This is a genomic window from Photorhabdus laumondii subsp. laumondii, assembly GCF_003343245.1.
Lineage (GTDB): Bacteria > Pseudomonadota > Gammaproteobacteria > Enterobacterales > Enterobacteriaceae > Photorhabdus > Photorhabdus laumondii.
Genome location: NZ_CP024901.1, coordinates 1,061,144 through 1,081,043 on the forward strand (window position 1 = coordinate 1,061,144; position 19,900 = coordinate 1,081,043).

The 19,900-nt window shown below is 35.1% G+C and carries 17 protein-coding genes; 9 read left to right on the forward strand and 8 right to left on the reverse strand.

The genetic code is table 11. From position 1 onward, the window contains the following. Nucleotides 1-120: 120 nt before the first annotated feature. The 5 genes from PluTT01m_RS04755 to PluTT01m_RS04775 form a co-directional block, all read right to left on the reverse strand. Nucleotides 121-843, reverse strand: coding sequence for a helix-turn-helix transcriptional regulator (locus PluTT01m_RS04755; protein WP_011145286.1), 723 nt, complete (start codon nt 841-843; stop codon nt 121-123). A 317-nt stretch (nt 844-1,160) separates the two neighbouring features. Further along, complete coding sequence (locus tag PluTT01m_RS04760) at nt 1,161-1,883, reverse strand: helix-turn-helix transcriptional regulator (RefSeq protein WP_011145287.1); 723 nt, start codon at nt 1,881-1,883, stop codon at nt 1,161-1,163. A 285-nt stretch (nt 1,884-2,168) separates the two neighbouring features. Next, nucleotides 2,169-2,891: a helix-turn-helix transcriptional regulator gene (locus PluTT01m_RS04765; protein ID WP_011145288.1), complete on the reverse strand. Its 723-nt coding sequence runs from the start codon at nt 2,889-2,891 to the stop codon at nt 2,169-2,171. A 161-nt stretch (nt 2,892-3,052) separates the two neighbouring features. Next, the gene (locus PluTT01m_RS04770) at nt 3,053-3,775 is read right to left on the reverse strand and encodes a helix-turn-helix transcriptional regulator (protein ID WP_011145289.1); all 723 of its coding nucleotides are present in this window, start codon (nt 3,773-3,775) and stop codon (nt 3,053-3,055) included. A gap of 160 nt (nt 3,776-3,935) precedes the next feature. Then, on the reverse strand, nt 3,936-4,658 hold the full coding sequence (locus PluTT01m_RS04775) for a helix-turn-helix transcriptional regulator (protein ID WP_011145290.1): 723 nt from the start codon (nt 4,656-4,658) through the stop codon (nt 3,936-3,938). Between the two features lie 1,155 nt (nt 4,659-5,813). On the opposite strand from PluTT01m_RS04775, the gene PluTT01m_RS04780 reads away from it, so the two are divergent. Then, nucleotides 5,814-7,199, forward strand: coding sequence for an SLC13 family permease (locus tag PluTT01m_RS04780; protein WP_011145291.1), 1,386 nt, complete (start codon nt 5,814-5,816; stop codon nt 7,197-7,199). A 121-nt stretch (nt 7,200-7,320) separates the two neighbouring features. On the opposite strand, the gene PluTT01m_RS04785 is transcribed toward PluTT01m_RS04780, so the two are convergent. Continuing rightward, on the reverse strand, nt 7,321-8,493 hold the full coding sequence (locus PluTT01m_RS04785; RefSeq protein WP_011145292.1) for an MFS transporter: 1,173 nt from the start codon (nt 8,491-8,493) through the stop codon (nt 7,321-7,323). A 506-nt stretch (nt 8,494-8,999) separates the two neighbouring features. Here PluTT01m_RS04785 and PluTT01m_RS04790 point away from each other — a divergent pair. Both PluTT01m_RS04790 and PluTT01m_RS04795 read left to right on the forward strand, forming a co-directional pair. After that, complete coding sequence (locus PluTT01m_RS04790) at nt 9,000-9,233, forward strand: AbrB/MazE/SpoVT family DNA-binding domain-containing protein (protein ID WP_011145293.1); 234 nt, start codon at nt 9,000-9,002, stop codon at nt 9,231-9,233. Beyond that, nucleotides 9,211-9,555 (forward strand): PIN domain-containing protein, encoded by a 345-nt coding sequence (locus PluTT01m_RS04795; protein ID WP_198408804.1) that lies wholly within the window; start codon nt 9,211-9,213, stop codon nt 9,553-9,555. The genes PluTT01m_RS04790 and PluTT01m_RS04795 overlap by 23 nt, the downstream gene beginning before the upstream one ends. 122 nt (nt 9,556-9,677) lie before the next feature. Here PluTT01m_RS04795 and PluTT01m_RS04800 read toward each other — a convergent pair whose 3' ends face one another. Next, complete coding sequence (locus PluTT01m_RS04800; protein WP_232507899.1) at nt 9,678-10,592, reverse strand: 2OG-Fe(II) oxygenase family protein; 915 nt, start codon at nt 10,590-10,592, stop codon at nt 9,678-9,680. A gap of 1,758 nt (nt 10,593-12,350) precedes the next feature. On the opposite strand from PluTT01m_RS04800, the gene PluTT01m_RS04805 reads away from it, so the two are divergent. Genes PluTT01m_RS04805 through PluTT01m_RS04830 form a run of 6 tightly spaced genes read left to right on the forward strand, consistent with a single transcriptional unit; the run spans nt 12,351 to nt 18,307 of the window. Next, nucleotides 12,351-13,394 (forward strand): hypothetical protein, encoded by a 1,044-nt coding sequence (locus PluTT01m_RS04805; RefSeq protein ID WP_011145297.1) that lies wholly within the window; start codon nt 12,351-12,353, stop codon nt 13,392-13,394. A gap of 17 nt (nt 13,395-13,411) precedes the next feature. Continuing rightward, nucleotides 13,412-14,434: a hypothetical protein gene (locus PluTT01m_RS04810; protein ID WP_049789740.1), complete on the forward strand. Its 1,023-nt coding sequence runs from the start codon at nt 13,412-13,414 to the stop codon at nt 14,432-14,434. Continuing rightward, a complete protein-coding gene (locus PluTT01m_RS04815) occupies nt 14,431-15,276 on the forward strand; it encodes an inositol monophosphatase family protein (protein WP_011145299.1) in 846 nt (281 codons plus the stop codon). The genes PluTT01m_RS04810 and PluTT01m_RS04815 overlap by 4 nt, the downstream gene beginning before the upstream one ends. A 2-nt stretch (nt 15,277-15,278) precedes the next feature. Beyond that, on the forward strand, nt 15,279-16,412 hold the full coding sequence (locus tag PluTT01m_RS04820; RefSeq protein WP_011145300.1) for a radical SAM protein: 1,134 nt from the start codon (nt 15,279-15,281) through the stop codon (nt 16,410-16,412). Continuing rightward, nucleotides 16,405-17,076 (forward strand): dTMP kinase, encoded by a 672-nt coding sequence (locus tag PluTT01m_RS04825; protein ID WP_041379942.1) that lies wholly within the window; start codon nt 16,405-16,407, stop codon nt 17,074-17,076. Before PluTT01m_RS04820 ends, PluTT01m_RS04825 begins: the two co-directional genes overlap by 8 nt. 49 nt (nt 17,077-17,125) lie before the next feature. Further along, nucleotides 17,126-18,307, forward strand: a complete 1,182-nt coding sequence (locus PluTT01m_RS04830; RefSeq protein ID WP_011145302.1) for an MFS transporter — start codon at nt 17,126-17,128, stop codon at nt 18,305-18,307. Between the two features lie 207 nt (nt 18,308-18,514). On the opposite strand, the gene PluTT01m_RS04835 is transcribed toward PluTT01m_RS04830, so the two are convergent. Beyond that, nucleotides 18,515-19,450 (reverse strand): 2OG-Fe(II) oxygenase family protein, encoded by a 936-nt coding sequence (locus tag PluTT01m_RS04835; protein ID WP_011145303.1) that lies wholly within the window; start codon nt 19,448-19,450, stop codon nt 18,515-18,517. Between the last annotated feature and the right edge of the window lie 450 nt (nt 19,451-19,900).

A 19,900-nucleotide genomic window follows, 5' to 3' on the forward strand; every position in this document is an offset into this window, starting at 1 on the left:
AGTAATTATGTTCTTAATGAATAATTGCAATGTGCTGGATGGAATGTGAGAGAAACAAGGCTTAAGGTTCTGCCAAGCAGAACCCTAATAGCATAGTGATGATAACGGTGTGGTTCATTGTTATGCCAGAGGTATATAGGGATTAGGGTTAATAAATCGGGTAGGAGCGTAGTTATCATATCCCTTACCCCTGCAATATTCTTTTAACTGGCTTAATGAATTTATCCCTATTTTCTGATAAATGATATGTAGCCTGCTTTGTACCGTTCTATAGGTAATACTTAATTTTCTGGCAATATCTTTAGCGCTTAGCGATTGTAATGCAAAAAATACTATATCGAACTCTCTATCAGTAAATAAATCAGTTGGTTTGCCAAAAGTTAATGAATCAGGGTGAATGTTGTTTTCAAAATGGTACATGGAATAAATTTCAAGTTTTTTACCGTGCCCAACAATGCCAATGCATTTCCCATCCTTCATTAGCGGTGTAATATCGACCAGGAATGGTTGGATTATTTTTTCTCTCCCACCATAAATGAAGGTATTTAGTACCGGAATGGTTTTTTGACTCGTCATTACGTTTTTATCATTAGCTTGTATAACATCTACAAAATCAACCCACGGTCCTGGACATTCAATATCAAGTCTTCCTTCTATATTGAACCCCTTTGGGAGACCACTGTAATAAAGTGTAGCATCATTAGCATACACGAATCGAGATTCGCTATCTTTTATGATCCAAAAATCGTTGCTGTTTTCCATATATGATATGAAAGCATCAAAGCTTTTTGAATGAACATCCAGATCTTTATTTACAGAGAAACTCATAGTGTTATCTTTCATAATTTCACCTATATGATTAAACGGTAAAACTGGAATAATCTCCATGTAAGGTTATCACTTTTGCGACACAATGGATAATTATATTTATGAGTTTTTGGGCACCTATTTGGTGCGGATGATTTTACAGAGGAGCAGTTTCCTGTAATCACCTTCAATATGCTAATATTCTATATTGTGTAAAATTTTTATTAGTAATTATGTTTTTAATGAGTAATTGCAATATGAAATATGCTGGATGGAATGTGAGAGAAACAAGGCTTAAGGTTCTGCCAAGCAGAACCCTAATAGCATAGTGATGATAATGGTGTGGTTCATTGTTATGCCAGAGGTATATAGGGATTAGGGTTAATAAATCGGGTAGGAGCATAATTATCGTACCCCTTATCTCTGCAATATTCCTTTAACTGGCTTAATGAATTTATCCCTATTTTTTGATAAATAAATTGTAACCTGCTTTGTACTGTTCTATAGGTAATACTTAATTTTCTCGCTATATCTTTAGCACTGAGTGATTGCAACGCAAAAAATACTATATCGAACTCTCTGTCGGTAAATAAATCAGTTGGTGTGCCAAAAGTTAATGAGTCAGGGTGCCTGTTGTTTTCAAAATGGTACATGGAATAAATTTCAAGTTTTTTACCGTGTCCTACAACGCCAATACATTTTCCATCCTTTATTAGCGGTGTAAGATCAGCTAGAAACGGCTGGATCATTTTTTCTTTCCCTCCATAAATGAAGGTGTTTAGTACCGGGATGGTTTTTTGACTCGTCATTACGTTTTTATCGTTAGCTTGTATAATATCTGCAACCTCAGACCACGGAGCTGGACATTCACTATCAAGCCTCCCTTCTATGTTAAAACCCTTAGGAAGATCGCTGTAATAGAGTGCAACATCATTAGCATAGACGAATCGAGATTCACTATCTTTTATAATCCAAAGATCGTTGCTGTTTTCCATGTATGATATAAAAGCATCAAAGCTTTTTGAATGAACATCCAGATCTTTGTTTACAGAGAAACTCATCGTTTTATCTTTCATAATTTCACCTATCATGATTAAACTGTAAAACTGTGATAACTTCCATGTGAGGTATCCCACATAACTGCTTTTTGCGCTGTTAAGCGCGTTTTGGTTGGAGCATAAGGTTCTGTTAGACAGAACCCTAATGGCATATACCCGTCATCTTTCAAGTTGCTTCTTTGTTGGCTGCACTCCCTCACCCCGGTCACATAGTTATCTATGCTCCCGGGGATTCGCTCCCTTGCCGTCGCGATGCATCTTGAAATCCATAGGGTATAGTGATAATAACGATGTGGTTCATTGTTATGCCAGAGGTATATAGGGATTCGTGTTAATAAATCGGGTAGGAGCATAATTATCGTACCCCTTATCTCTGCAATATTCCTTTAACTGGCTTAATGAATTTATCCCTATTTTTTGATAAATAAATTGTAACTTGCTTTGTACCGTTCTATAGGTAATACTTAATTTTCTCACTATATCTTTAGCACTGAGTGATTGCAACGCAAAAAATACTATATCGAACTCTCTATCTGTAAAAATCTCAGTTGGATTGCCAAATGATAATGATTCAGGAGGTTTATTAATTTCCATATGATACATTGAAAAAATTTCTAGCTTTTTAGCTCTGCCTACTACGCCAATCGACTCTCCATCTTTTATCAAAGGCGTGACGTCCGCCATAAATGGTTGAATAATTTTATCCCTACCGCCATACATAAATGTAATCAAAGTAGGAATGACTTTTTTTTCCTCCATCACTCTACGATCATTAGATTGAATAATATCAGCAATCTCAGACCAATAAACCGGGCATTCACTATCCAGTTTACCTTCAACATTAAACCCTTTGGGTAGTCCGCTATGATGAAGTCCGTAATCATTCATATAGATAAATCTCGATTCCTTATCTTTTATATACCAGAACTCATTACAGTTTTCCATATACGATATGAAGGCATCAAAGCTTTTTGAATGAACATCCAGATCTTTATTTACAGAGAAACTCATCGTGTTATCTTTCATAATTTCACCTATCATGATTGAACTGTAAAACCGTGATAACGTTCATGTGAGGTATCCCACAAAACTGCTTTTCGCTTTGTTAAGCGAGTTTCGGTCGGCGCATAGGATTCTGTTTAGACAGAATCCTAATGGTATAGTAACGACAGCAATGCTGTGCATTGTTATGCCAGAGGTATATAGGGATTAGGGTTAATAAATCGGGTAGGAGCATAGTTATCATACCCCTTACCCCTGCAATATTCTTTTAACTGGCTTAATGAATTTATCCCTATTTTTTGGTAAATAAATTGTAACCTACTTTGTACTGTTCTATAGGTAATACCTAATTTTCTAGCTATGTCTTTAGCGCTTAATGACTGCAAAGCAAAAAATACTATATCGAACTCTCTGTCGGTAAATAAATCAGTTGGTTTGCCAACAGTTAATGACTCGGGATGAATGTTGTTTTCAAAATGATACATGGAATAAATTTGAAGTTTTTTACCGTGCGACACAATCCCAATGCATTCTCCATCCTTCATTAGCGGTGTAACATTGACCAGAAATGGTTGGATTATTTTTTCTTTTCCGACATAAGTGAAGGTGTGTAGTACCGGAATGGTCTTTTGACTCGTCATTACATTGTTATCGTTAGCTTGTATAATATTTTCAAACTCAGACCACGGTGCTGGACATTCACCATCAAGCCTCCCTTCTATGTTAAAATCCTTAGGAAGACCGCTGTAATGAATCATAGTATCATTGGCATAGATGAATCGATGTTCCTTGTCTTTTATTACCCAAACATCATTGCTGTTTTCCATGTATGAGATGAAAGTGTCAAAGCTTTTTGAATAAACATCCAGATCTTTATTTACAGAGAAACTCATAGTGTCATCTTTCATAATTTCACCTATCATGATTGAACTGTAAAACTGTGATAACCTCCATGTGAGGTATCCCGTAAAATCCCCCTTCGCGTTGCTGAGCGAGTTTTGGGCGGAGCATAAGGTTCTGCTTGGCAGAACCCTAATGACATAGTAATGACAGTGATGTTACGCATTGTTATACCAGAGGTATATAGGGATTAGGGTTAATAAATCGGGTAGGAGCGTAGTTATCATATCCCTTACCCCTGCAATATTCTTTTAACTGGCTTAATGAATTTATCCCTATTTTTTGATAAATGATATGTAGCCTGCTTTGTACCGTTCTATAGGTAATACTTAATTTTCTGGCAATATCTTTAGCGCTTAGCGATTGCAACGCAAAAAATACTATATCGAACTCTCTATCAGTAAATAAATCAGTTGGTTTGCCAAAAGTTAATGACTCTGGATGAATGTTATTTTCAAAATGATACATGGAGTAAATTTCAAGTTTTTTGCCGTGTCCAACAATGCCAATGCATGTCCCATCCTTCATTAGCGGTGTAATATCGACCATGAATGGCTGGATTATTTTTTGTCTCCCGCCATAAGTGAAAGTGTTTAGTACCGGAATGGTTTTTTGACTCGTCATTACGTTTTTATCATTAGCTTGTATAACATCTTCAAACTCAGCCCACGGTGCTGGACATTCACTATCAAGCTTGCCTTCTATGTTAAAACCCTTAGGGAGGCCGCTGTAATAAAGCATAATATCATTCGCATAGACGAATCGAGATTCGTTGTCTTTTATGATCCAAAAGTCGTTGCTGTTTTCCATGTATGAAATGAAGGCGTCAAAGCTTTTTGAATGAACATCCAGATCTTTATTTACAGAGAAACTCATAATTTTATCTTTCATAATTTCACCTATCATGATTAAACTGTAAAACTGTAAAACTGTAAAACTGTAAAACTGTAAAACTGTAAAACTGTAAAACTGTAAAACTGTAAAACTGTAAAACTGTAAAACTGTAAAACTGTAAAACTGTAAAACTGTAAAACTGTAAAACTGTAAAACTGTAAAAACTTCGATGTAAGGTTATCACTTTTACGACGCAATGAGTAATTATGTTTTTAATGAAGAATTACAATATGGAATGTGAAAAAATTCGCTGTTCATGTAATTGGTTTAATTAAGTGTGAAAATCTGACGTGTGTATTGATTTTCGCTCTTGTTTATAACCGAGCAGTAAAATAATTTTATAGCTCGTGGTCCTATTCTCTTAGGTTAAATAATGTGGATGATCGCTTTTAGTGCCATTTGAAAGATAACGGGTATAGACAGCATTAATCTAATAACAGAAGTAAAAGCATTTAACAGGGTTAACCCGATTAGCTGCGAAAAAAGGAATAAAAAAGTTTATTTAATTACATTAAAAATGATTAAAGGAATGAGGGGTGTTTTAAAATCATTAGCATACCTGTTACCCTCTTTAGTTTTAAATCTAAAAATATAAGAAGGAAAAACTAAGTGTCAGTTTAATGAAAACGGTTAAATTAAATATTATTCAGGAAACGAAAAAGACCATTGGGCTTTAAAAAGCGGTTAAAACTTTGTACGATTAAAACCAGAAATTTAAATAGTGGCTTTTAATAACAGTTTAAAACCTACCATCATAAAGCTATCAGTGAAAAATGAAAAAAATGGCCTTGTTAATGTTTAAATACCCGTTAAGCCTATAACCTTTCTGGTAAGTTAATTCGCCAGATTTTTAACCATCGTTGATGCTAAAACACCCTCTCGTTTTTTTAACTGCTTTTGTGCCCAAAAAAGCTGCATAAAACGTAATGATTTCCTATAACTATAAAGGTGTAATAATGTGATGTAACAACGAGAATTTGTATAATATACCGTCTTTTATGATTTAATTGATTAGTTATTGCGCTTTAGATCTCAAAATTTAAAGAATGGCATTTGATTCCCAGAGAAGACTCCTTATATTCACACGCCTTGTATTTTTTTAACAATTGTAGCAATGGTGGATCAGATATCACCGGCGCTAATGGAGTCACCATGGATGTTTCTGAATCTTTAACCACAGCTATAAGGCCAAATTTTTCGAATAAAAAAGGCTTAATTATTCTGGCTGCTGATATTGCGCTACTACTTATTCTACTTAATACGTTACCGTTTGGTGAAAAAGCTAATGCAGGTTTAGCACTAATGATATTTGTTGGTGTGCTGTGGCTTACTGAAGCTATTCACGTCACGATTACTGCATTATGTATTCCAATTCTGGCAGTTGGTATGGGGTTAATGAATACGGGAGATGCGCTGAAATCTTTTGCTAATCCCATTATCTTCCTGTTTTTTGGTGGCTTTGCTCTGGCAACGGCCCTTCACATCCAAGGATTGGACAGACTGATAGCTAACCGTCTGTTGATGATTGCCCGTGGACGTTTATCTGTAGCGGTGATGTTGTTGTTTGGTGTGACGGCTGGCCTTTCCATGTGGATCAGTAACACAGCGACTGCCGCGATGATGCTGCCATTAGTATTGGGTATTTTGTCTAATCTGGATGCACGTTCTGAGCGCCATACGTTTGTATTTGTGCTGTTGGGTGTGGCTTATAGTGCAAGTATCGGTGGCTTAGGTACTTTGGTGGGGAGCCCACCAAACGCGATTGCAGCGGCGCAATTGGGTATCGATTTCTTCAATTGGATGAAGTTTGGGGTTCCGTTGGTGGTTATTCTGCTGCCAATGATGGTGGGTGTTATGTATCTGATGCTGCGCCCGAATTTGAATCATAAATTCGACATGAAGCTAGAAAAACTGGATTGGACTGGCAAACGTCTGATGACCATGCTGATCTTCTTATTAACCGTATTTTGCTGGATCTTTAGCACGGTTATCAGCTCTGCCTTAGGAGGTGTGAAAGATCTGGATACTATTATTGCTGTCAGTGCTGCTGTTCTGATTGGTATAACGGGGGTAGCGAGTTGGTCGCAGATTCAAAATAATACCGAGTGGGGGGTGTTGATACTGTTTGGTGGTGGTCTGACTTTAAGCGCTATTTTGAAAAACTCAGGTGCTAGTGAAATCATGGCGAATGGTATGGCCGCGACTTTTGGCGCAAGCCACTGGTTTGTGATTATTGTTGCGGTAGCTGCGTTTATTATCTTCCTGACTGAATTTACCAGTAATACAGCCAGTGCAGCATTGCTAGTACCGATATTCGCAACCGTTGCGGAAGCGTTGGGGATGCCGATAATGACGCTGACACTTATTATCGGATTTGGGGCATCCTGTGCTTTTATGTTGCCGGTTGCCACACCACCTAATGCGATTGTTTTCAGCTCCGGTCATATTAAACAGACTGAAATGGTCAGAGTGGGTATAGTGCTGAATATTGCCTGTATCGCGATCATCTCTCTGTTTGCTTGGTTATTCTGGTTGTAACTGAAAATTTACTCATGTCCCTCTGGACACAATAACTATTCAATATCCCCATCAAATGTACGGTGGGGAAATAAAGCCAGAGGGGGAAGATTCATAGAGAAGGATTTGCCGAGCGCGTCAGCTAGCAATCTAATATTGTCAATGTAAGACCGATGACCAATCCGACGAATAGCACGGCCATTGCTGAGCTTGAACCTCCTGCGACTAACCCGATAGTGGCTAATGGCACTAAGCACAAAATCCCCAGATTATTGAATGTTTCTGCAAAGGCCAGAACCATACCTTTGTTAGGGCCTGCTCGTGTTGCCAAAACGACGGTACTTGCAGGCGCTCCAACGCCCAGCGCGGCACCCCAGAATATTAAACATCCTAGAGAACCTAGGAGCGTAAGCGGAACCAGCATAAAAACTGAGATCACACCAGTCAGTAGCAAACTGACCAAAACTAAAATCACTTCTTCTCGATCGCAAAGCTTACGAAGCCAACCAACGGACAGATTACCTAACCCTAAGCCAACACCAAAGGTTGCAACAGTCAGACCGATTTCAGTGGGGCCAAATCCGTACCGTTGACGTAAGACTTCTCCAGACAAAAGAAAAGCAGAGACGCCGGTGCCATTCCACGCCCCTTTTGCAATGATCGGCCTGACAACCGACCATTGCCGAAACCAGACTAAGCGCTGGTTTGTTGGCTGTAGAGGCGCAGTTTTTGATGGCAGGCAGTAGATCCCGATGATGAATGTAACGACACTGCCAAGTGAGCTAAATAAAAACGGCGCTTGCCAATTTATTAAATCTGTCAATATCCCGGCTAAAGCTGGACCGAATGCAATGCCAAAAGTCATACCGAGCATAACGATACCCATCGCTCCGGCTTGGCGATTATAGGGAATGATATCGGCGATCAAGGCAAATACGGTGGGTATGATTACCGCTGATGCTATACCGCCAAAAATTCGCAGCGTGATTGCGATATTAAGAGTGGGGGCAAGAGTGATAGCGAGGCCATCTGCGGCGAAAAACAGCAGAGAAATCATAAGTAATCTGCTTCTGTTAATACGATCTGAAAAATACCCAAATATAGGTGCTGCCAGAGCGTAAGAAAATGCATAGCTGGATACCAGCCAGGATGCTCCGATCGCCGTTGTCCCGAAGGCGACTGCAAGAGGGGTAAGCATGGATGACAACATGAATTCGGTTGCGCCAACGAAGAATACAGTGACTGAAAGGATAAATAAAAACGTGTATTTTGTGCTTTGTTCCAGAGTGGATGAATATTGTGCTTTTTTGTTCATAAGATCGATTTAACTCCATATGTATACCCTATGGATTTCAAGATGCATCGCGACGGCAAGGGAACGAATCCCCGGGAGCATAGGTAACTATGTGACCGGGGTGAGTAAGTGCAGCCAACAAAGAGGCAACTTGAAAGATGACGGGTATAGATAGATGTTCGTATATTTTTTGCGGTAAAACGTGATGAGTCAGTGACGTAGAAAAGCTATTGTGAAATACATATAAGGGGGCAGGCCAGATTAGGCAGATGTGAAAGTATTAAATATTACAAAGGAAAAAGGGGAAGCGCATTAGTAATATCCGTAATAAAGAAAGCGAGCATAGAATTAATTTATCGGATTAGGTATGCCGGATATAAGAACGGAGTTTATCCCTTATGTACATTCTTTTAGCTACAGGAAACCTGATAAAAGTCTTCCCCACATTCGGGTTAGATGCTTTGGTTAAGCTTGTATTTTGCAAGAGTAGATATACAGTAAAAGTGTATATCCAAGGAGGTAATATCATGCAAGTAGCAAAATGGGGTAACAGCCTTGCCATACGTCTGCCAGCTAGCTTAGTTGAAATTCTGGAATTGCGTGAAGGTGATGATATTGAGATTGTAGTGGATGATCCGCGTACCTTCGCAGTATGCAAGAAGCCTGGATCTGAGGTGTTGTTGGAGCGTCTTCGAACATTCCGCGGTAAGTTGCCGACAGATTTCAAGTTCAGTAGAGATGAAGCGAATGGTAGGGGTTAAGTCTTGCGGTTTCATCGACATCAGTGTGCAGGTACTCAATGAAGTGGCGCACGTGTGTGTGCGTAAACTTAAGATGAGTTGGGAAGAGATAGCGGAGTTCCTCGATATTGTACGTAGTTTTTGCAAAATCGTGCCTCTTACGGTTGAAGTTCATGACCGAGCTAGGCTTATTGCAGAGCGTTATCGCTTGTCATTCTACGATTCTTGTATTGTGGCGGCTGCGGTCATTGCAGGTTGTCGGACGCTCTATAGTGAAGACATGAATCACGGGCAGATGTTGGAGGACAGCTTGGTTATTAAAAATCCATTCTCATATGTTTGACGATTTGGTGAGCCAGAGAGGGATCGGGGTTCACCTGCTGATTTAACCTGACAGACACCGATATAAAGGTATCTGTCAGCTCAAATCTGTGTTATGACCTTGATTTATTGTGCTAAGAATATCTACAAAGCGTTATTATCATCATACGACCGACTAATTTCCTGAACAGCAAATTCTTTAACGGATTGAACTTTGATCGGACCTTTGGGACCATATTTGTAGAGATCACCAGCCAGGCTATTGTCTAAAAACATCGCATAGGACATTCTATCGCGCTGTCCATTACGTTCTGTGCGAACAACGCCATGTATATTGGCCCGAACATTTTTCGTTAAATTTTCTGTCAGCACTTCTATCGAGCTACCAAAGTTAATTATCAGGTGACCAGGAACAGGATCAATAGCCAAAAGCTCATCATCTATATAAGCTAATAGTCCACGTTCAGTTGCTCTTAGGATTGTTATCCATCCTATATCCCGATGAAATTTAGATCCCCGGGTAGCTTTCTCTGATCGGTAGTGATTAAACCCTAGCATCTGATGCCCTCGTCCTTCCGAAAGACCACCTGTGACTAATTCCCAGTCACTACGAGGAATACCAACATGATTTAACACTGAGCGCAATATACATGTACCCATGTGTGCCATATGATGACCCAGTGTCGCGACCTCGGTTGGAATTAAGTTCCAGTGCGCTCGTTCGATATAGAGATTTTCCCATTGATCATGTTTTCTGTCGAAATAACCTTCGAAACCGTTGGAAAAAGTACATGATTTGAATCCCGTATAGGGACGCAGATCACCTTCTGTAACAGGTTCAAAGAAGTGGTATGCAAGTCGATCTCCGTATTCAAAATCTATATGGGGTGGAACTTCCAGGAGAAAAAAACCGTGTCGGATAGCTCGATCAAAGTCATCTTCATCAGTAAAAACAAGTTTGTCTCCTTCCAGGCGGGATCGAACCATGTTTGCCGATTTATAAGTTTCTGCGGCAGTTATTTCAGATGGCATTAATGGTAGTTTAATTGGAGCTCGCATTGTTGATGAGGTTTTCATGATTATGGCCCTTAAATAAAGTAGTAAAAAGACTTTCTATGCTCTCGACTTTTGGATTAAATTCATAAATTATTTCACCAGCTTTCTTTTTTGGAAATTTAGGAATAGCTTTACAGGTGTCAGAGCACCATTTTTGCCATATCGATAGAAATATTGATCCACTCTTGGTCTAATATAGATGCCAAAATTAAATCGACCTTCACTCAATATTAACAGTTTCTTAAAAAAAAGATGATATTATAATTATTTTTCATAGCTATATAAGTGACAATTTCGTCACATATGCATTTACATAATTAATGTCTGTTATCTATATAGTTAATATATGGCATAGAAAGAATTGAAATGCAAATGACTACAATGAAAAATACGATATGTTTTTTATGGAAAAAATGTTATCACAAAAATCTTTAAAATCATTATCTTATATTATGGTAATTTATTGATGAAATGTTTACGGAATTTTTATTTGTTCTGTTGTGATTATTTATTTTGATTAAGATAATAAATGATTTGTTTTATTTAAATTATTGTTTGGTAATATCTATTTTATATTTGTGTATATAAATTGAGCGTTATTTTTTGAATTTAAACTCTGTGGGAGATTAATCTGCTTGTCTATTTTGATAGGAAAATTTATATTATCATTATGTTTTTAGTGTTAATTAATTGAATGTTTTCAGTTTTATGTTTTTTTATCATAATCATCCTGTACAAAATAAATGACGGGTATTTTCATTCTGTTATAAATTGAATTGCTACTGAAATTATTCCCAATTTTATGATGATGAACCTTCATAATCGACCTGTAATGGGCAACTTAAAGAAGGGGGGATAAGAGTATTAATAATATAATTTTGTTAAAAAATTCTTTGAAGCTTATTTCAAGGATTAGAATTTTTTCATGTTTATTAAGAATGGACGTATTGACTGATATCTTTGCCGAATCGACTATTAATGAAAAGTGTGTAGAAAAACCTGTTTACCTTATCCTGTTCTCCCGGTTTTATAGAGAGAAGTTTATTGGAAACAGGTTGTTAGAAAATAAATTTAACATGTCAGGCGCTTTCAATAGAGAAGTGATCGATAAAACATCATTATTATCATCGTATACCCGCTCAAGTTCCTGAGTAGCAAATGCGGTTGTCCCGAAGGCGAGTGCAAGAGGGGTAATCATGGATAACAACATGAATTCGGTTGTGCCAACGAGAATACGGTGACTGAAAGGATAATAAAAACGTGTATTTTGTTCATCAAGAATTCTTTAATAAATGACAGAATTTTACATGATGATCACCGTATTGAATACATGACCGAAAAAATAATAACAATAAATTCAAATGATTATGTCAAATGAATCTATTGGAAAGCATACCAAGTTTGATACAGATTTTATCACAAAAAGCAACAAATAATTTACAGTCTTTTCAATGGGTTATATTTTTAGTTGTGATGGTGCCCACAAATATATTAACTATCACATGGCTAAATTAAAAAAACTGTTATTATTAGGATGCTGAATTAAATTTTAATCCAGTTTATTTGTCAAAAAAATCCTAGAGGAGGATAAAATGAATGTGATAACAGCACAAGCATTTAGGCCACTAACTAATGATGAAACATTGAATTATGATAATGGTTTAATGAATTCATCTCCTAATTAATAGAAAAAGGAATAAAGGTATACCATAACCTTTATTCCTTTATTTGTCCTTTCATTTATAAGATAAAAGGTAAAACATGGACATTATTAACGTAAAAAGGGAAATAACAGTAATAATAAATAAAAGATTTAATGATACTGATCTGTATACTTGCTACTTGTCAGGTTCAGTCATTGAAGGGTTTGCAACACCAAAATCTGATTATGATGTCTATGTTATATTGGAAGGAGATCTGGAAATAGAATGCGAAGAGATATTTATACCATCCGATATAGGAATGTTAGAAGTGACAATAATCTCTTTAAAAGAGATAAAAGAAATCATGAAGATAATCAACAATGGAGGTTCAAATTCCGATTGGTATAAATTACATTTGTCTCATAGGATATTAACAGGGGAATCGATTATAAAGTCAAATAATTTTAACAAATTGAAAGGAGACATAAATAAGACTAAATTATGTGAAATACTTAAGACCAAAGCAAAAAACTTTGGAGAAAAGTGTTTTTCCGATGGGATTGGAAATATTTTAAATAATGACCTAATATCAGCAGCATTCAACTTTGAACGAACAGTTAATTCAGCAATGGATTATATTCTGGCTTCAAGTGGAAACACATCCACTTTAGTAAAGTGGCGCTATCAAAATGCAATGAAGATGTTTGGAAAAGGCCATCCAATAACATCTATATACTTGATGATTTGTTCAAAATTTAATGTAATCAATGATATTTCAACAATTGATTACATAAACTCAGTTGCTAAAATGTGGCAATTAACTTTAGACTATTGTCAAGGAAAAGATATTTTTGGTTACAATGTATCTTTTGCAAAAAAAAGAATAGCTAATACATCCGATATTTTATTATCAGATAAAAATAATAAACCAATAATAAAAAATTTATGGTATAGAGTCCTGTGCAAGGATGGGAAATTAATACTTTTCGCAAAAAAAGCATTATGTGAAATTAATTCAGATGCATATAAAGTTTGGTTAGTAATAGATAATGAAAAAACAGAGTTTGAAGTTGTTTCAGAGTTGGAAAAACTTGGAATAACTAATGAAAATGCTAATTTTTATATATCGGAATTCGAAAGACTAGGGGCATTAACAAAATAATACATATGGGGAATGCAATGGAAAGAATAAAGATTATAAGTAGGCACCACTGCTGGAGAACATTAAAGGGAACTAAAACCAATAATTTTCAAGAATATTTAAACCAAATAAATAATGGATGCCAATTACAAGAAACAATATTTCATCTACGCGATGCAGAAGAAATGTTAATGGACTTAAGTAATTTGTCATCACCTATGTCAAGATTATCAAGCACTGAAATAATACACATTTGGGATGAACTAGTTGATTATTTAAATATAAATAAACTTACCTCTGATATGGGTAACTTAGTAAATGGATATGGCTTAGATCCAGAATTAGCCTTATATGGTACTGAGCTATGCGAGTTAAAAATAAATAGAGAAAAAATCCTATCCGAAATAATAAACAAAGGAATAACAAATAAATTAGAATTAATATATTCAAGAGGGCTTGATAAGTCAGTGAAATTAAAGGATGCTCCACAAAAAACAATTGATTTATATGATGAGTTTCGTTACGAATACAGTAAAAGTATTAATTTATTTTCATTGGAAACTTGCCCCACATTAAACATAGAAAACATTTACCAAGATCATTACCTGTGGGATAAGATTTTTACGATAGCTAAAAACAAACTATTTATTATTTCGGGGGGAATCCCTCTTGCGTTATCTTATCATGCAAAAACACTGGACAAGAATATATACTTTTGCGAAATACATCGTGAAAATGATAGTGGTTTACTGCATAAAAGAAAATTATTTAATGAAATATACCCAAAATTTAAAGGAAAAGAAAACGAAAGTTGGCTGATAATTGATAAATCCTATACAGGAGGCAGTATTCAGTTAGCTTACAAGATGCTTGTAAATTTAGTTGGGTACAAATCGCAAATATATAAAGTATCATTTTCCCCAAAAACGTTAGGAGCATTTTCATCGTCAGATTATGCAATTTATGCAGGCAGATTATTTGATGTAAAAAAGACAATAGCATATTTAACAGCCGAGGATTGGCATAAAAAACTCATCTATTTGGGAGATAATGTCACATGAGGTATGTATTCAGTAATGAAGTTAGCAATTATTTAGAAATACACCTTCACAAACTCAGAGAAGAGATTCGTAGAATATGGCTTGCTAAGCTTTCCACTATTCATATCGGATATGATAACAAATATCATGGCGAAACAGTAGAAATAGATATCATTTTAAATAATATAATTTACGAGCACTTAGATAAATCAGAACTCAAGGTCACTATTATTTCAGAAGACGATTCTGAATCACAATCTGTCAATATTAAAGATAAGGTTTCCTTACTAATTGATCCTATTGATGGTACTCATAACTTGCTTATGGGTTATCCTGCCTATACTACATCAATAGCTGTTTACAAGAATAATAGATATATTATGGGCTGGGTATATGATATTCCAAGAGATATTATATATAAAGCATCATTGGGAGAAGGTTCTTATATACAAAGCATATATACCAGTAAGCGAATATATACAAGCCCCTCATTTCAACTAAACGATTTGAGAGTATCATTTCATAGGGCGAGAAATAATCAGTATACAGAGGTTCAGAATAAAATTATTAATGAAGCAAATAAAGTAAGAATCTCATCTTGTTCAAGTTTAGATATATGCCTGATCGCTAGTGGCGTTCTACATGCATTCTTAGATTTATCACTTATGGGTCACGAACGTTGTGTAGATATAGCAGCAGCTAAACTAATCCTTGAGGAGTCAGGGGGATACATAATGACTCGTGATGGAAATAGTTATAATATCCTATCACCTACAGATTCTTTATTTTTTGAGAAAAAAGCAATCATAGCTGTTTCTTCTAAAAGTGCAGGGGATACAATATTAGAATTAATGAGGGTATAAAAATGAACACTATAGAATTAAAAATTAGAGTATTATGTTCTGGATTAAAGTATGATAAAAATGTGATATATGAATACAGTAAACGAAATTTCATTCCTAAAAGAAGGGCGTATGGAACAAGTGATAGTTCTAAATTAGAAACAACACATTCTGTACCTCAAGAAGTTATTTTAGAAGATGGTACAATTATTGCGTGTAATTATAATGAAAGCTCTGATTATGATTTAATATATAAAAATGGAGATTTTTATATAAAATCCGGTAACATTTTGTTTAAAGTTATATTTCCTATTAAACCTGATATATATGGTATGGAACTTTTAGATGGCAGTAGAGTAGAAGAATACGTCACGGTGTACGGTGATACAACTTTGGGTTTTTTCTCTCCAGGGCATTGTTATTATTTTAATGATGGCCGTCAGTGTAAATTTTGTTCATTAGGTGAAGCTAGAAATAGTTTATCAGATCATAAAAAGTCTATTAGACCGTCAAAAGTCATTGAAGTTATGAATGTAATAGAAGCTAATAACATTAGTAGATATAAAAGAATACTCATCAATGGTGGTACAACTCGTAATTATGATATTGGTTTTGAAATGCACAAACAATTATTAGTTTCTTTAAAACCTTTTTGTAAAAAAAATAATCTTAACAGCCATCTAATATCAATGCCCCCTAGAGACTTAAATAAAATAAAGGGGATTTCTGAGTTTGTTGATAGCTGGGCTATTAGTTTAGAAATATTTAACCCTAAATTATTTGATCAGATATGTCCTGGTAAATCTCAGGACTATGGGAGAAATAATCTATTAGAAGCATACCTGGCTGCTGTTTCAGAGTTAGGTGAAGGCAATGTTTATGTTGGGTTTGTAGCGGGATTAGAACCTTTAAATGATTTAGTAAAAGGAATGGAATTTTTTTCAAAAAATGGCATAGTTCCAGCAGTAGCAGTCTTTCATCCTGATCATGGTTCTGAATATCAAAATCACCCTAGACCTATTTTTGAAGATATTTATAAAACATATGTTGAGATGCATAAATTATATCAAAAATATGGATTCAAACCATTTATTATCGGTAGTGGTAGAAATTCACTTGATACTGAAGCGTACTACGGGGAAAAAAGAAATGATTAAACGCGGTTTATTTATAGCTTTTGAAGGAAATGATGGTGCCGGTAAATCAACAATTTCACGAGAAGTTTATGATATCTTATCTCTAGATTATAATAATATTGTTTTTTTAGATAAGAATTATCCTTTACTGCCATCTGGGTATAGTATGTATCACATGGGAAAAATACGAGATCTCCTTTGGGATTATGACATTTCAGCTCCATTGGGTGAACTTGGTGACCGGCATTGGATTCTATTGATAGCATCATGGTTTGCTGTTTTAGATAGTTTAATTATTCAACCGTGTTTATTACAAGGTAAAATTATTATATGTGATAGTTGGTATTATAAATATTTAGCAAGATTCTTACTTAAATCCACGGAATTAGCAAAATTAAGCAAATCGGCTCTATCTATAAACACAAAACCAGACATGGTGATATATCTTGATGTTCCTCCAAGTATTGCTGAAAAAAGGAAAGAAATATTAAAACCTAGTGAATCTGGAAAATTAGAGATAAATGAAAAATATGATTTCATAGAATACCAAAAACACGTTCTTAATCAATACCAGACGTTTTATGATGACACTTGGAAAATTATTGATGCTGACACATTAACTAAAGATGCAGTAATTAAATCAATAGTAGATGTTATTCAATTGGAAATACTAAAAAGAAGGTAATTATTGCAACCGCTATATTTACTGAGGCTATTTTAGTTGGAGGAAAATAATGGATAAAGAATTTCGCAAATTAATATTAGCCTCTTCAGGGAATTCTTTCACCTTGTATTTGGAGATGATAATATCATTTACGTTAATTACATATCACTGGAACGGTGGAGCAATATACTCATCGTTATATACAATTTCATATGCTGCATCGTTACTATTTCTAACGCCCTATGTTTCGTCATTTGTAGATGAAAATATAAAACCCAAAAAGTACATTATTATCATTTCGTTACTTTGCGGTGTTATTACCATTTTTCAATACAATATTGATGACATGAATATATATATTCTTTATTCTTTTATTAAAAACATCCTGCGTTTATTTTTAGGGCCTTCTAATTTTAAAATATTAAAAAACATATCAACCAATCAATTTGAAAAAAACTTTAGTTATTGGCAGGTTTTATTTCAAATATACAAAATGTTAGCCCCGTTATTTTTAGGTTTTATTCTTATCTATTACTCAACAAAACAGATTCTTATTTTAATATCAATGCTTTATTTTATTTCAGCAGTCTTATATATTTTTGTTTCAGAACCGTTGATCAATGTTAATCGCAAAAAAAACAAGATATCACTAATTAATTACTTTAATATAATGAAAGATAATAAAATATTGTTTTCATTTATTGTTATTTCCACTTTAACTTGTTTTGGCTATCTATCAGATAGCTTAATAGCTCTTAGCTTTATGGCGCAGGGATTGAATGGCAGCCATTATAGTTTTGCCATGTGTCTTTCAGGTATTTCAGGTGTTTTAATTGGTTTAGTATTTGGAAAGTATAAGATTAACATATCTTTAAATACTATGTTATCTTCATTCTTTTTGTGGGGAACGGGGTATCTTCTAATAGGAATAGCAAATCAATTTAACGACTTATTTCCTGATAAAATCAATTTATTTTTTATATTTTTAGCAATGGCAATAATAGGAATGGGATCGTCCATGAATAATATTATTATTACCATTTATATGCAGAAATTCGCAACTAATGATAACTCGGCTAAAATATTTGGCTTAACGTCAATTTCTGTTGGTTTTTCTATGTTTATTGGCCCTTTGATAGGTTCCACAATATCTTATCTTTTTTCCATAAGCATCGTTTTTTTTACAACATTTATAGGTATTTTTTTAACTATAATTGGGGTTATTTTAATAAATCGTAAATTCACGTCATGATACCGTTTTACCCTTTTACTATTGTGGGAACCCAGTGAACAAAAAACACAATTTTAGAAAGTTTAATTCCAGCAATAGCAATTATTATTAAATTCTTTCAAAAAATTTTATCCGAATTAGTTTTGAATCGATATGACAGACACCGATATAAAGGTATCTGTCAGCTCAAATCTTCGTTATTACACCAATTTATCGTGCAGAAAATATCTACAAAGCGTCATTATCATCATCGTATGTTCGACTCGCTTCTTGGATAACAAACTCTTTAACAGATTGAACGTTGATGGGGCCGTTGGGACCATATTTGTAGACATTGCCAGCCAGATCGCTAACTAAAAACATGACATATGACATTCTATCGCGTTGCCTATTTCTTTCTGTGCGAGCAACGCCATGTATATTGGCTCGAACATTCGGGGTTAAATTTTCTGTCAGCACTTCGATCGAACTACCAAAGTTAATTATTAGGTATCCTGGAACAGGCTCAATAGCTAAAAGCTCATCATTTATATAGGCAAGAAGGCCACGTTCAGTTGATCTTAGGACGGTCACCCATCCTGAATCCCGATGAAATTTAGAGCCTCGGATGGCTTTCTCTGATCGGAAGTGGTTAAACGATAACATCTGGTTTCTTAGCCCTTCTGAAATACCATTAGTAATGAGTTCCCAATCACGACGAGGAATACCAACATAAGTTAGCACAGAGCGTAGTACACATATACCGATGTGTGCCATATGGTGACCTAGTGTTGCGACCTCTGATGGCATGAGGTGCCAATTTTCCCGTTCGAGGCGGAAATGTTCCCATTGATCATGTTCTCTGTCGAAATAACCTTCGTAACTATTGGAAAAAGTATATGATTTGAATCCCGTATAGGGGCGAAGGTCACCTTCTGTGGCGGGTTCAAAGAAGTGGTATGCAAATCGATCGCCGTGTTCAAAATCCATATATGATGGTGCTTTCAGGAGGAAAAAACCATCCCGGAGGGCTCGGTTAAAGCCGTCTTTGTCAGTAAAAATAAGATCATCTCCCTCTAGATAGGAGCGTGCCATGTCTGCTGATTTATATGTTTTTGAGGCTTCGCTTTCTGATGGCATTGGTGGTAGCTTGATTGGCGTTCGCATTGTTGATGATGTTGTCATAATGATAGTCCTTAGTTGTGGTAACAGAACTTTTGTTTATTTTTTTGTATCTTTGAAATGTATATTGCCGATATTACATGTGGTGCTTATTCTTATATTGTTTTCTTATAGTGTATTAATCTTTTTTTTCGTTTTATTAGAATTTGGATAATTATATCAACAAGTTTATTGATTAAAATCCTAAGTAACTATTCGGCAAAGTAATTAATATTGGTCACTAACTATCCTAGCTGACTTTTTGAATATTACAAGAATTTGATGGCTTATATATGAAAAATAATGAAAATATAAATAGCGATAATAGAGTCATTTTTTTTAATCGATTGTTAATATGAAAGTTTTATAAATTACTTGATGATGTTTTATTGCTTTTATTATTTGTTATTAAATGTGATAGTTTACCAATGATATTTTTATAACTCTCATTAAGAGCCTATCTCAATAGGCGTA

Excerpts from the sequence above, each read along its gene's own strand:
- PluTT01m_RS04755 (WP_011145286.1), bottom strand. The coding sequence starts at position 843 with ATGAAAGATAACACTATGAGTTTCTCTGTAAATAAAGATCTGGATGTT.
- PluTT01m_RS04760 (WP_011145287.1), bottom strand. The coding sequence starts at position 1,883 with ATGAAAGATAAAACGATGAGTTTCTCTGTAAACAAAGATCTGGATGTT.
- PluTT01m_RS04765 (WP_011145288.1), bottom strand. The coding sequence starts at position 2,891 with ATGAAAGATAACACGATGAGTTTCTCTGTAAATAAAGATCTGGATGTT.
- PluTT01m_RS04770 (WP_011145289.1), bottom strand. The coding sequence starts at position 3,775 with ATGAAAGATGACACTATGAGTTTCTCTGTAAATAAAGATCTGGATGTT.
- PluTT01m_RS04775 (WP_011145290.1), bottom strand. The coding sequence starts at position 4,658 with ATGAAAGATAAAATTATGAGTTTCTCTGTAAATAAAGATCTGGATGTT.
- PluTT01m_RS04780 (WP_011145291.1), top strand. The coding sequence starts at position 5,814 with ATGGATGTTTCTGAATCTTTAACCACAGCTATAAGGCCAAATTTTTCG.
- PluTT01m_RS04785 (WP_011145292.1), bottom strand. The coding sequence starts at position 8,493 with ATGAACAAAAAAGCACAATATTCATCCACTCTGGAACAAAGCACAAAA.
- PluTT01m_RS04790 (WP_011145293.1), top strand. The coding sequence starts at position 9,000 with ATGCAAGTAGCAAAATGGGGTAACAGCCTTGCCATACGTCTGCCAGCT.
- PluTT01m_RS04795 (WP_198408804.1), top strand. The coding sequence starts at position 9,211 with ATGAAGCGAATGGTAGGGGTTAAGTCTTGCGGTTTCATCGACATCAGT.
- PluTT01m_RS04800 (WP_232507899.1), bottom strand. The coding sequence starts at position 10,592 with ATGCGAGCTCCAATTAAACTACCATTAATGCCATCTGAAATAACTGCC.
- PluTT01m_RS04805 (WP_011145297.1), top strand. The coding sequence starts at position 12,351 with ATGGACATTATTAACGTAAAAAGGGAAATAACAGTAATAATAAATAAA.
- PluTT01m_RS04810 (WP_049789740.1), top strand. The coding sequence starts at position 13,412 with ATGGAAAGAATAAAGATTATAAGTAGGCACCACTGCTGGAGAACATTA.
- PluTT01m_RS04815 (WP_011145299.1), top strand. The coding sequence starts at position 14,431 with ATGAGGTATGTATTCAGTAATGAAGTTAGCAATTATTTAGAAATACAC.
- PluTT01m_RS04820 (WP_011145300.1), top strand. The coding sequence starts at position 15,279 with ATGAACACTATAGAATTAAAAATTAGAGTATTATGTTCTGGATTAAAG.
- PluTT01m_RS04825 (WP_041379942.1), top strand. The coding sequence starts at position 16,405 with ATGATTAAACGCGGTTTATTTATAGCTTTTGAAGGAAATGATGGTGCC.
- PluTT01m_RS04830 (WP_011145302.1), top strand. The coding sequence starts at position 17,126 with ATGGATAAAGAATTTCGCAAATTAATATTAGCCTCTTCAGGGAATTCT.
- PluTT01m_RS04835 (WP_011145303.1), bottom strand. The coding sequence starts at position 19,450 with ATGACAACATCATCAACAATGCGAACGCCAATCAAGCTACCACCAATG.